The organism is Nonomuraea sp. NPDC051941 (genome assembly GCF_044593615.1).
In genome coordinates, this window is the sequence record NZ_JBIUCF010000009.1 from 221,151 (window position 1) to 234,134 (window position 12,984).

The window sequence follows — 12,984 nt, forward strand, 5'->3', positions numbered from 1 at the left end:
CCCGGCCCGCGCGCATCGGATCGCCCGCCAGACGTCTCGGCGAGCCGGGCTTCCAACTCGGCGATCATCTGGGTCGGCAGGCTGGCGTTCTCGCACCGGACCGCCTGCGGGCGGCGGAGACGCGACCGGCCGGCGGTCAGGCGGCGCGGCCCTCCAAACCGGCGATGGTGATCGTGCCGGAGGTGGCGCGCAGGCCGAAGCCGTACCGGAAGCCCTCGCGGGCCTGCGGCGTGGCCAGCGTGGCGCCGATGCCGGCCGTGCGGAGCCGATGCCACCGGCCGCCCGTGTGGGCGAAGGAGGTGATGGTGTCGCCGGACAGCACCAGCGCGAACCGGTCGCCCGGCGCGAGCGTCAGCGGCGCGTCGCCGGGCGTGTCCAGGAAGCGGCCGCCGACCCGCACGTTGATGCCGGACTGCTTGCGGGTGTTGTTGTACCAGGCGGTCACGTAGGTGTCCCGGTCCTTGACCCAGCCGACGAACACGCTGTCCTCCGGGCTGCCGGTGCCGGCGAACGAGCCGACCGTCACCACGCTGATCGCCTCGGCCGACGACGGCCCCGCCGGGCCCGCCACCAACCCGAAGAAGGGTTGCGTGCCGCTGCCCGCGAACCGGCCGCCGCCGGCCGTGGTCGCCGGCTTGGCCTCGCCGTCGAAGGGCTGGTGCACCGTGTAGCCCGCCGAGGTGTCAGCGGTGAACGTGTCCTGGGCCTCGACCTTCGCATAGGAGGCGGGGTCGAGCGGCACCTCCACGTGCGCGTACGCGCTGGCGGCCCGCCCAGACCGGTCGTACGTCGCGAAGGCGCGCACCGGGTAGGCGTCCGGGCGTGGCGAGGTCCCGGGCGGCGGCGTCAACCGCCAGCGCACCGCGAACCGGCCGCCGGGCCGCACCACGGGCGTCTCCGCGTGTCCGAGCGGCTCGGCCGACCAGCCCGGCGGCACGGCAGGCGCCACCTTGACGTGCGTGGCCGGCTTGCGGCCGTCGTTGGCGAAGGTGGCGGTCACCACGGCGGGCACGCCCTGCTCGGAGACGGCCGCGTCCAGCCGGGTGTCGCCCGCGGCGGGCGACCACGCCTGCAGCTCGGTGACGCCGACGTACGCGCCGGGCGGGTTGCCGAACACCAGCCGGATCCTGGTCGTGGTCAGGGCCGGGAACGTGATCCGGTTCAGCGCCGCACCCGGCTCTCGCGGCGTGCGCACCTGCCCCGGCACCTCCCGCCACGCCGACCCGTCCCAGAACTCCAGCCGGTACGACGCCGGCGCCCGCACCCCGCCCCCGTCGTCGTAGGCGTAGAACCGCACGTCGCTCACCTGGGTCGGCACGCCGAAGTCCACCCCGAGATGGTCCTCCGGGTTCGGGGAGCGGTAGTTGGTCCAGCGGCTGTGCGGGATGTCGTCGTAGAAGATCCGCCCGTCCACCGCGTCCCACACGTTGTCGATGCCGTTGGTGTACGACGCGAACGGTTTGGGGTAGCCGGTTCCGTACGGATTCGCGGCGTCGTTGCCGGGACGCGAGGAGCGGTCGGGCGCGACGGCGGCCGGCACGCTGGCGGTCAGCTCGCCGAGCGCGGACCGCGCGGCGGCGAGCCTGCCGTTCACGTAGACGCGCAGTCCCTTGCCCTGGCCGTACCTGGTGCCGTCGCGGTCCCACAGCACCGTCACGTTGTGCCCGTGGTACGGCACGTTCTCCAGCGCGAAGTGGTCCCACTCCGCGGGTGTCAGCGGGTTCACCACGACCTTGCCGTCCGCCTGCGGGCGCAGCCCGATCAGGCCGCTGATCACCAGGTCGTCGAAGGTGGAGTGATTGTAGTGCTCGCTGTGCCCCCGCCCGTCGTAGATCCAGCGCGGCTCGTCGGGGTGGTGAGCCTCGGCGACGTACGGGTGGCCGTCCTTGTACTGGGTGAGCGCGTAGCCGCGCAGCACCCGGTAGTAGTCGGCGGCGGTGACGACGTCCTGGTCGCGGTCGTTGAGCAGGTTGGCCATGGCGGTGAGCGTGGTCGAGGTGGAGTACGGCCAGCTCGGGCCGTCCCAGCGGCAGCAGCCGCCGAGCGCGTCCCGCATGAAGAAGGGGCTGCGCCGCTCGGCCGTGGTCGGCCCGTACGGCGCGGCGAACCCCTGCGGGTCCAGCAGCTGCGCCCACGCCTTCTCGGTCCCGGGCTTGGCCATGCCGAACGCCCACGGCACGAACCCGATCTGCTCCCTCGTGGAGACCAGCTTCCGCTGCGGGTCCAGGTTGGCGCGGGCCTTGTGGTAGAAGAACTGCCGCTCCGGGTCCCACAGGTGGCGGTGCAGCGCGTCGCGCAGAGAGGCGGCCCGCCGCTCGAACGTCCTGGACAGGGCTCCGTCGCCGCGCATCCGGGCGATGGCGGCGATCGCCCTGGCGTCGCCGTACTGGTAGGCGTTGAGCGTCGGTCGGTAGCCCGCGCCGCCGTGGTAGGGATCGGCCGGGTCGGTCTCGTAGGAGGAGGCGGTGTACTCCATCGCGTCCCACACCGGCACCGACCAGTACAGGCCCAGGTCCTTGTCGTACTGGCCGCCCCACTTGTCGTACTGGCGGACCAGGTCGGGCAGCAGTCTCTCGACGAAGGACGCGTCGCCCGTGACGAGATAGCGCTGGTAGGCGGCGTCGGCCGCCCACCAGGCGTACTGGTGCGCCCAGTCGTCGGTGTCCTTGTTGAGGTACTCCTCCTTCGGCTTGGGGCTGCTGCCGGGGCCCTGCAGCCAGTAGGTGAGGTAGTCGTCGATCGGGCGGGCGTCGCGCAGCCAGCGGCCCTCGTACACGTGGTGGCCGGCGGCCGCGACGATGCCGCCGAGCGGCGCGGCGTAGCCGGGGGCGTTGTGGAACTCGGTGATGATGTCGCCGGTCGCGGAGTCGGTGTAGCGGATGTGCCGCTTGTAGGCGCTCCAGCGGTAGTAGTAGACGTCCTGGATCTCCCGGTCGGGCACCTCCAGGAAGGGGATGTTCGCCTCGTACCACTCCGGCTCGGCATATCCGGCCAGCAGCGCCCGGTGGTCGAGGAAGGCGGTGCCCGGGCCGACCTCGGGGTATACCGGCGGAGGCTTCGGAGTGGCGGCGTTCGCCGGGGTGAGGGTCAGGGCGGTCGGCGCGACCAGCGCCGCGAGCATCGCGAGCGCCGCAGCCGTGCGTCTCATGGTCACCTCAAGCGTTCTCGGGGGGTGACAGTAGACCGCTCAGATCCGATCGCACCTGCGGATCGAATCTGACCGATGTTGACCACATATTGACCAGTCGCGAGCGAAAACGCAAGATCTGTCCGGGAATGCGCGCCGACATCCTGACCGCAGATATCGCCCTGCCTGCCTCTGGACTGCTGGCCGGGTCCCGCCAACATCGCCCGCGTCGCGCCCGAGGCGGGAACGGCGCTGAGCTACGTGGCCGCCAGGGGGAAAGTCGAGTTCCGTGCCGCCCCCAAGGTCGGCAGGCGCCCGGATCACCGGCGTCGTCGACTGGGCGAAGACCTCCTGGGGCCCGACGGATTTCGATGTCGCGCACTGCTCCACCGATCTCGCACCGTTGCACGGCCCGGCGTTTGGTGGACAGCCGTTTCACCGAGAACGGGTCTTGCCGGGCCCAGGCGCCGGCGGCCTCGCGCCGCTTGGCGGCGGCGCCTTCGGTTACGCCATGCGGTTGATCCCGCGCGACGACCTGCTCACCTCGAAGGTCGGGCTGGGGTCGTGGCCGTCGCCTGATGCGCCCGCTCAGTCGTCGACGGCCCCTACCGCGGCGGCGATCGGCTCGAGCCCCGTGACCAGCTCGTCGAGCTCGTCCGCACTGAGCACGTCGTACGCCGGCGCGGCCAGCTCATCGGTGAGCTCCTCGATCCGCTGCTTGATCTCCCGGCCGGCGTGGGTGAACCTGCCGGCGGCGTCCACGAGGCCGCGGCCGCGCAGCCCGTCGACGACGGCGGTCAGCCGTGCCTTGGGCAGGTGGTGGATCCGGCCGAACTCCTCCGCCCTCATTCCGAGGGAAAGCGCCATGAGGACGTGGGACTCGGTGCCGCCGATGCCGTGGGCGACAAGGGCGGCGTTGTGGCCGTCCCCGCGGTGCTCGCGCAGCAGCGTCGCCGCGTGCCACAGCCTGGCCACCGGCTCCTCGGGCACGTCGAGCGCCCGTAGCCCGGCGTACAGCACTCGGCCCTCGGCCGGTGCGCTGAGCGCTGCTCGGGTGGCGAGGTCGGCGGCCCGCACCAGACCGGGGGAGTCGGCAAGCTCGCCGATCATCTGCCGCAGGGCGGCGGTGCTGCCCCGCTCGCGCACGGCGATCGCCTCCTGCGGGCTGATCTTCCCCCACACCCAGGGGATGTGGCGCGCCACCTCGCCGTCGGCGAAGTTGTAGAAGACCGCGTGCACCACCTCGGCCGGTACCGGCCCCAGCGGCGCGGCCCGGCCGGCGAAGTATCCGTCCCAGTAGTTGCGCATGCCGACGGCCAGGAACGCCTCGTTGGCCATCTCGGAGAAGGTGACGGTGGCGATCGGCTCGACCAGCTCGAACATGCGGTGGATCTTGGCTTGTGGGTGCTGCAGCATCGGTCGGCATCTCCCTTGGTCGTGACAGCGCCCCTGGTGGGCGGCCTCTCACCCTGGCTACGAACGACGCGGCCCGGATCCGACACCTCCGGTCGATAATTTCCGGCCGATTCCGCCGGGCAGCGTCGGGGTGTCACCCGGACTCGGTCGCCGCTCGGTCGCTGCGGTCCGGTTGCTGGCTGGGCCAGGCTCGGTCCGTGCTCACCATAGGTCATGTCGGCGATCCGTCTGCGTAGTGAGCCCACGTTCGCAGGTTCGGACGTACGCCGATGAGCCTGGACCAGCGGGAGCTGCCGCGACACCGTTCCTTGAGGCGGCGAACAGCCTCCAACGACTACGCCGCCCAGTCGGTGCGCATTCCGCCCGGCTCGAGAACAGTGATCTTCACCCCGAACGGAGCGAGCTCATGGGCAAGGCCGCTGGAAAATCCAGTTACGGCCCACTTCGCCGCCTGGTAGGCAGTCAGACCAGGGGCGGACAAGCGGGCACTGAGCGAAGAGACCTGGATGAGATGACCATTGCCCTGCCCGCGCAGGATCGGCACGACCGCCTTCGAAACGTTGACGACGCCGTAGAACACGGTATCGACCTGCGTCCGGAACGAGTCGATCGTCGTGTCCTCGAACGAGCTCAAGTCGCTATAGCCGGCGCTGTTGACGACGACATCGATGCGACCGAACCTCTCCACGGCCTGAGCAACCGCGCGCACAGCCGCGTCATAATCGGTCACGTCCAGCCGCAGCGGAAGCACCCGATCGCCGTAGGTGTCGAGGAGATCGACGACCGGGATCAGGTGGATCGCCAGCTCGTCGAGCAGGCCCTCGCGCAGCAGCGACTGCGCGAGCCCGGCACCGTGCACCATCACGTCCTTGCCGCCGGCGGCCGCCTTGGCCTCGCGCATCGCCGTTGCGACGTCGGGCACGTAGTGAACCCAGCCGCTCTGCGGCGCCGGCGGGACGCCACGCGTGGGTACGAAGATCGGCACCCCGTGGTGATCACCGTGCCAGTGGCCGGCGTAGTCGAACGTCTTGCGACCCACAACGACCGCACCCGTCGCCATCGACTCGCCGAACACCTGCCCGCTCAGCCCTGGCGGGTCGAAGTACGGCGGGTCGGAGACGGGCTCGCCGAGCCACTCGTGCAACCGGATACCGCCGATCCCGAGCCCGTTGCCCGGGCCGTCACCCGGACCGGTAATGAACCCGTCGAGCGACATCGACATGTACAACACGGACTTCGCCATCGGTTTCCTTCCTTGCCGGCGCAGGGCGAGCGCACCTGGCCTGACCATGTGGCCTGCCCGTACCGTCACCGGGATGTGAGGTGAACGGCCAGCCACTCACGTCGGAAAGCGTCCTTGTTCGAGGCCTGCCGCAGCGTTGCTCCTGCGGCAGGTGGATCCGTGGCGCGGCGAGCGGGACATGGCCGCTGTCGTCCACGCGATCGAGGCGCGCCGGGACGCCTGTCGCCGTCGAGCACTAGGCCGGATGGCGCCAGGGCATCACGGGCGCGCGGTGGTCGCCGGCGAGGCCGTGCAGGGGGCACGGCTGGCGCGGCTCGCGGGGGCACAGCACGAACGCCTCGCTGATCGTCGCGCGATACAGGCGCCACGCCGCCGGTGCGGTGACGTCCTCGAGCGACACGGTGGTCCCACCCCGGGTGGGGTCTCCGGGGAAGATCGCGATACCGCGCTCCAGGTCACGGCCGGTCAGCTCGGCGGCAGAGCCGGACAGGTACACCGCCCGGCCATGGTAGGCCGGCACCGTCGAGTCGAAGATCACCATGCTCAGCCTGGGACGCGCGGCGAGGTTACGGGAGTGCTGCGTGTCGGGGCTGGACACCCAGAAGATCTCGGCGTAGTCGGCGGTCGCGAAGTAGACGGGCGATGTCCACGGGATGCCGTCGGCGTCTGCGGTACCGAGGACCACGTACAGGTTGGCGTCCATCAGGCCACGGGCGTGGGCGTCCAGATCGACGTCGGTCATGACGCCGGCCCCTGCTGGACCCGGTGGATAACGGTCATCGAGGCCTCCGTGGCGCGTTCGGTGGAATTGCGTCGAATACGGTAGGCAGAGTGTTGGCGGCGGCGATCGGCTGGCCAACCCGCGGGCGGGTACCGCTCTTGAGCAAGCAACGGTGTCCAGTGGATCGAGAGCTCGTCCATGATGGTCACCCCGCCTCCGGGAACACGGTCGGGTTGGGCATCGTGACCTCCTTGCTCGACGGTGTACAGCCAGTCTGGCGGGCGGCACGCATCTGGACATCCGTGCTGAGCACTGAGCCGCTACGGAACGGTCACTGACGTACGCCATCCTGGTAGGCGTGGATCCGGTGGCCGAGCCGGCGCGCATCCGGTGCACATGGGTGGCGCGTTCACCCCTGCACGCGCAGCGGCCAGGCTGCCGATGCCGGGTGGCTTGCGGGAGCCGTCGCGGCAGAGGTGGTGGTGACGCGTCGGATCGTCATGCCCCCAGACCCCGAACCCGGCCGCGAGAGTGCGGGTGGGTGGCAGCGACGTACCCGCTCGCAACCGACCGGCCCGGATGCTCGCGCGGATGGACGCCGCGATGCGGACGTGGCAATGTCGCGGGCAGGGGTTCCGGCCGCGCGCGGATACCAGCCGGCCCTGCGGTAGGCGGCCGACAGCGTGACCAGCTTGTTGACCAGCGTCGGGTGCCGGAGTGCGAGCTGCAGGGCGACCCCGCTGTATTCCGGTCTCACACCTATGAGGGGGCCGGCGGTGTGCTGGCGTGCTCAGAAGAAGTGCAGAGTGGACGACGCGTGCCGTGGAGGAGCGGCTGGATGCCTATGTCGTCGCTCTGATGAACGTACCGGCCTGAGCCGGGGGTGGTCCAGGGCGGCCCTCGGCCTCGTTGCTCACCGCTCAACCAAGCGGAGAGTCGCGGCTCAAGTCGATGGTTTACTTTGTAAAGGGCGACGGTTCGTAAAAATTCCGATAAGCACCAAATTACAAACGCCAACCTCATCCATAGGAAACCGTCAACGCCTCGGACCGGTCATGGGCTCGCCTCGTCCGCGTAGCGGCTCAGGCGCTGTGCGGCTGTCTCCAGGTCGGCGGCGGCCGCGGTGCAGGCTGCGAGGTGGGCGGTGACCGATGCGTGCAGCCACGGCGGTGCCTCGCCGTCGGCCTTCAGCCGTGCCCGGATCGCGCGCAGGCGCTCGGCGCAGGCGGCGAGTGCGCGGGCGTCTGAGCGCAGGATTTCGGCGTGGGCGGTGATCGCGGCGATGTGGGCGGGCATGGCTCCTCCGTCAGATGGGCGGTACCGGGACGGCGGCGTCACGGAGCGTCTGGCGGGTGGTGGCTGACAGGCACAGCAGGGGGCGGGCGCCGTCGAGCCCCAGTTGGCGGAGTTGGTTGGCCAGTGGGTGGGTCGACTGTGGTTCGATGAGCAGCCGAAGCGATGGCGCTGGGTGGAGCCGGGCTTGCCCGCGGGTCCGTATGGAGGATCGCAGCACGGTACCGGCGTCGCGTGTGTAGCCGACGAGGCCGGGGTCGTTCAGGGGTAGTCCCGGGCCGAGTCGTCCGCGCAGGGTGAGGATCTGGTCGGCGGTGACGTGGGCGGTGCGGGTGCTGAGCCGGAGTTCGAGGGGTGTCAGGTACGTCTGGCCGCCCCACAGTTGTGGGCCGAGGGCGCGGACGATCGTGGTGTCGACTGCGGAGCCGATGAGGAAGTTGCCGGAGTGGCGTAGGTCCGCTGCTCGCAGTAGGTCGGGCCAGGCGGTGATGCTGGAGCGTCGTCTCGGCGGGTTGGGCCGCGAGCGTCGGTGGAATGGGCCGGGTATGACGATGCCGATGTGCAGTTCTCCGTAGCGGCCGGCGCTGGTGTGTCGGTTCCAGGCGGTGTGTATGGCGATCAGCGTGCGGCCTGCCACTTGTACGGCGGGGCCGAGGCCTGTGTCTTCCAGTAGGTCGGCCGTGGTTGTCGGGTGTGCGGTGAAGTATGCCGTGAGGGCGTTGCCGTCGCGGGATCTGATGGGTAGTTCGATGGTTCCTTCGGGGGTGTCCATGGGGTGGGTGGGCACGGTGAGGAAGGGGAACTCGTCGGGGTCGGGTGGTCGGTCGAACAGGAGGTATGCCTGGGATCGCACGACCTGTCCCCGGAAGGGTGTGAGGCGTTCGTCGATGTGGTCGCGGGCTTCGGGGAGGTCGTGGGTGATGTTGGCGAGGTAGTGCTCGATGCTGTGGCAGTGGGGGAACAGGTGGGTGGAGTCGCCGTAGTCGACGACGTACCAGTCGGGGTGCAGGTCGAAGCAGGTGCCGGCGCCTTGTCCGTCGAGGGTGGGGATGATGTCGTGCTGGTTGGTGACGCTGGCTACCCAGGTGCGTGGGTCGGCGGGGTGTTTGAAGTCGATGGGTGAGCCGATGGCGACGGCGTGGGTGATGGTGTGGCGGGTGCAGAAGTCGGGGTCCTGCGCGAGGTTCATGATTGCTGCTCCGCCTGCGCTGTGCCCGATGAGTGCGAGTTCGGCGCCTGGAGGGGGTCCGTAGTCGGTGACGGCTTGGGCCAGGGCGCGGCTGTAGGGGCTGCTGGACAGGACGGCGCTGCTGAAGGCGCCGAGCAGGTCTTGGGGTGATTGGCTGTCGGGGCGTCCTGCTCGCATGCCTGGTGCGTGGAGGACGTGGCGGATGACGCCGTCGGGTCCTTGGATGCTCTGGATGAGGGCTCGTCCGGTGGTGCCGATGGTGCTGATGTTGGTCAGGAAGCCGAGTAGTGATCCGTGTGTGCACAGTTGGGCGGACTCGGTTGTGGTCAGTTCGATTCGGCGTGCGGCGCCTTCTCCGGTGTCGAGGATGGCGATGGCTTTGTTGCTGATGCCGGTGATCGGGTCGGCGGTGGCGAAGCCCTTTCCTGTTGCGATGAGCCAGGCGGTGGTGTCGTTGAGTGGGTTCTCGTCGAGTAGTGCGCGTAGTGCGAGGACTTCGCCGAAGATCGGGGCGAGTTGGCTGAGTGCGTGTACTGTGCCGCGGTCTTTGAGCAGGGTGCGTAGGGCTCGGATGGCCTCGAGGTCGCGGTCGGCGGCGGCTGCGTTGGTGAGCCGGGTGAGCATGGGGTCTTCGGTCAGTTCGGGGTGGGTGAGTGCGACGGCTGCTATGCGTAGCCGGAGTGATGTGGCCAGTACGCGTATGGCCAGGCTTTCGGCGCCGAGTATGGCGCCGGCTTTGGCGGTCGCGGTGGCGAGTCGGTTGCCGGTGAATGCGTACCCGAGGCCTTGTTTGTTTGTTGTGGCCTTCAGCAGTGCGCGGTAGGCGGGTCGGGCTGCGGAGGGGGCGTGGGGGAGGGCGCGTAGCAGTGCGCTGTCGGTGAGTGCGGTGGTGGTGTGTGCTGCTGCGTCCTGGATGGTGATGGCGATGTCCACGAGTTCGCGGGCCATGGTGCGCAGTCGTGCGGTGGTCGGGTCGTTCTTTGCGGTCATGATGGGGTCCGGTGGGACATGCTGATGTGGCGGGGGGTGGGGTCTTCTGGTGTGTTGCGGCGCAGGATGTCCGAGAGTGTGCGTGTGGTGGCGAGGACGCGGATGCCTTGGGGGGAGAAGGTGGCGGCGTTGAAGATTCGCGGGGCCAGCAGGGGGTTGGTGAGTGCTTGGGAGAAGGCGTCGATGGCGATGATTTTGGTGAGGAGTGGGGGCAGGATCGCGGTGGGGGAGCCGGGTTCTTCGGCGAACAGGCCGACGTACAGGTCGATGTCGTCGACGTCGTGGTAGAGCTCGCGCAGTGCGCTGCTGGCCCGCTGGTCGCTGGAGATCTGTTCGAAGGTGCGCACTTTGGGGAAGCGGCAGTGTTCGCGGTAGCTGTTGTAGGGGGCCAGGTCGAGTGCCCGGGAGTCGGCGATGCTGGCCACGTCGATCTCGCGTAGGACGGGGTCGGTGTTGAACAGGCTGATGCGGCCGGCCCGTTGGCGGGAGGCGTCCTCGAAGAGTCGTCCGAGGCCGGGGCCGGGGATCAGTGCGCTGCCGAAGAAGGTTTGGGTCATCGGCAGGTCGTGCCCGCCTACTGACAGGTGGGACGGGATCAGGCTGTGCCAGCGGTAGACGAGGTTGAACTCCACCGAGGCCCAGTTCTGCCGGTGCCAGGGTGCGTGGGCCAGTGTCGCCGACAGCCGGGGGTCGAGGGTGAACCGGAAGTGGTAGGGGGTGATGTGGTTGATGTATTCCTCGACGACCAGTTTGATGAGCAGCACGATGAGGATGTTGCGGGCCGTTTGGAAGAGTCGCTCGTCGTCCCAGTGCGGGTGTTCCTGTGTGAGCAGCCGCGCGATCCTGTTGTGCTCGCGCAGGAACAGCACGGTGAGCATGGTGAAGCCGATCTGGCCGTTGCCGCGGTCGCTGCCGGTGGCGAACAGCGTGTCGCGTTGCGCGTCGGTGAGTTGGTCGAAGCGGATGACGCTGAGCGGGGTGAACTCCGGCTTGATCTTGCCGTTCTCGCACAGGTAGGGCGGGAACTCGCCGCCGTTGAGGAGTTGGCTCTTGAGCAGTCCGCCGTCGAATGTGCGTAGTGCGGCCGTCGCGGCTTCGTTGAGGCCGTATACCTGGTTCAGGTCGATGTGGTGGTTGGAGCTGTTCTTGCGTGGGTCGCGCGGGGTGTTGGTGTCGCCGCGCAGGAATCCGTCGGTGAACCATTGGGCGAAGTACGCGAAGAGCACGGTGGAGCGCGGGCAGGGGATCATGGATTCGCCGCGGGTGAACAGGTTGCCGGCGCTTTCGGGTGTGGGACGGTTCTGTTCGGTGGCGGGGACTGGGGGCAGGTGTCTGCCGCTGTAGGTGCGGTCGGTCAGGGAGGTCCACGAGGTGTAGTCGGCCATGGTGCTCAGCGGCTCGGGGCGTGGTGGCATCTCGCGGATGGCGTGGTCGATCAGTGAGGCGTTGATGCGGCGCCGGATCGGCCGGCTGCTCTGGAGGAGGTCCCAGATTGGCCGGCCGTTGGTCAGGGCCAGGAATCTGAGCCGGTTGGCGAGGCCATCCGTGGCGATGGTGCGTGCGCGTGATCGGCTTGCCGCCATCGTCAGCCTTCCCGCCTGTCGGTGTCGAGCTCTTCGGTTCCGAGCTCTTCGGTGCCGAGCGCGAGGGTGAAGGTGTCGGGGAAGATCCCGAGTGTCCGTTCGACGTGGCCCGCGGGTGGCGGGAGCGGGCGCACGCCGGGGCGCAGGAGCAGGCGGCGTACGGTCTCGGCGATCACTACGTCGGCGACGTGTACGCCGAGGCAGGCGTGATGGCCGGAGCCGAAGAACAGGTGATGGTGGCGGGGGCGGTCGAGGCGGAATTCGTCGGGCTTCGGGACCACCGCCGCGTCGAACATGGCGGAGGCCGGTGCCGCGAGCACGAAGGTGCCCGCGGGGATCAGCGTGCTGCGCGGGGTGCCGGCGGCCAGGACGTGGTCTCGTTCGCACAGCCGGGGAAGGAGTTTGAAGAACGGGCTGAACCGTAGTGCCTCCCAGACGTATGGGTCGAACTGTTCGGGGTCTGCGGCGGCGGCCGTGGCCTGGGCGAGTATGTGCGGGCGTAGCAGGAGTTGCTCGACGGCCTCGACCATGGCTCCTGGCGCGCTTTCCACGAAGCCCAGTGGCAGTCCGGCCATGTTGATCACGATGCGGTCGTCGGTCACGGAGGCGCCGGTGGGCAGGGAGGAGCGGGCGAGGCGGGTGAAGATGTCGTCGGGGAGGTCGCGTCCGGCTCGTAGGGTGGCCCGGTGGTCGGCGAGGCGGTTTTGCAGGTATGCGACCAGTTCGGTGCCTGCTGTGACGGAGGCGGTCTGGATCTGCGGGTCTCCGTGGAAGTTGGCGAAGCCGTCGGCGACGATGGCGCGGGTCCATCGGCCCAGGGTCTGCGGGTCGGGGCCGGGTATGCCGAAGTATCGTGCGCATACGCCGAGGGCGACGGGGCGGAACAGCCCGTTGACTGTTTCGAGGTGTCCGTCGGGCGGGGCGGCGTCGAGCAGTTCGTCGGCGAGGCGGCCGGTCAGCTCGCGGACGTCGGCCGCGTCGCGCGGGTCGAGTATGAGCTGCATCAGGCCTTTTTCGCGCCAGTTCATCGGGGTGGCGTCCCTGCCCAGCATGAACGGGGCGCCCAGTGCGGCGTCGAGGCGGGGGCCGAAGGCGCGTACCGAGAAGACCTGCTCGTGGGAGAGCACTTCGGTGACGTCGGCGAAGCGGGTCACGACCGTGAAGGCGGGGGTGGCGAAGATGGGGCGGCGCTCGCGCAGCTCGGTGAACAGGCTCCGCCAGTCGGTACGCATCCACTCCCGGACCAGGCTGAACGCGGACATCGGGTCCCGGGCCAGCGCCTCGTCATATCTTTCGAGATGGCCGCCCGTGGTCGCCTGATCGACAGCACCCATTCCGTGGACCTTCCGCCTGATGTCGGAGCGCACAACGATGATCACGTTGTGCAATCACAATCTAGGGATGCGTCGCGCCTTTTCTTCA

9 protein-coding genes are annotated in these 12,984 nt (G+C 69.3%); all 9 read right to left on the bottom strand.

Going from position 1 to position 12,984, the window contains the following annotated elements:
• Positions 1–136: 136 nt before the first annotated feature.
• Positions 137–3,148, bottom strand: coding sequence for an MGH1-like glycoside hydrolase domain-containing protein (locus tag ACIHFD_RS18150; RefSeq protein ID WP_397367874.1), 3,012 nt, complete (start codon positions 3,146–3,148; stop codon positions 137–139).
• A gap of 567 nt (positions 3,149–3,715) precedes the next feature.
• A complete protein-coding gene (locus ACIHFD_RS18155; RefSeq protein ID WP_397367875.1) occupies positions 3,716–4,543 on the bottom strand; it encodes a MarR family winged helix-turn-helix transcriptional regulator in 828 nt (275 codons plus the stop codon).
• A gap of 334 nt (positions 4,544–4,877) precedes the next feature.
• Positions 4,878–5,786, bottom strand: a complete 909-nt coding sequence (locus ACIHFD_RS18160; protein ID WP_397367876.1) for an SDR family NAD(P)-dependent oxidoreductase — start codon at positions 5,784–5,786, stop codon at positions 4,878–4,880.
• Between the two features lie 235 nt (positions 5,787–6,021).
• Positions 6,022–6,528: a pyridoxamine 5'-phosphate oxidase family protein gene (locus ACIHFD_RS18165; protein WP_397367877.1), complete on the bottom strand. Its 507-nt coding sequence runs from the start codon at positions 6,526–6,528 to the stop codon at positions 6,022–6,024.
• Positions 6,529–6,827: 299 nt separating this feature from the next.
• Positions 6,828–7,301, bottom strand: coding sequence for a GntR family transcriptional regulator (locus tag ACIHFD_RS18170; protein ID WP_397367924.1), 474 nt, complete (start codon positions 7,299–7,301; stop codon positions 6,828–6,830).
• A 259-nt stretch (positions 7,302–7,560) separates the two neighbouring features.
• The gene (locus tag ACIHFD_RS18175) at positions 7,561–7,803 is read right to left on the bottom strand and encodes a hypothetical protein (RefSeq protein WP_397367878.1); all 243 of its coding nucleotides are present in this window, start codon (positions 7,801–7,803) and stop codon (positions 7,561–7,563) included.
• Positions 7,804–7,813: 10 nt separating this feature from the next.
• Entirely contained in the window at positions 7,814–9,979 is a 2,166-nt protein-coding gene (locus ACIHFD_RS18180) for a hypothetical protein (RefSeq protein WP_397367879.1), read from the bottom strand.
• A complete protein-coding gene (locus ACIHFD_RS18185; RefSeq protein ID WP_397367880.1) occupies positions 9,976–11,562 on the bottom strand; it encodes a peroxidase family protein in 1,587 nt (528 codons plus the stop codon). Before ACIHFD_RS18185 ends, ACIHFD_RS18180 begins: the two co-directional genes overlap by 4 nt.
• 2 nt (positions 11,563–11,564) lie before the next feature.
• Positions 11,565–12,896, bottom strand: coding sequence for a cytochrome P450 (locus tag ACIHFD_RS18190; RefSeq protein WP_397367881.1), 1,332 nt, complete (start codon positions 12,894–12,896; stop codon positions 11,565–11,567).
• Positions 12,897–12,984 lie beyond the last annotated feature (88 nt).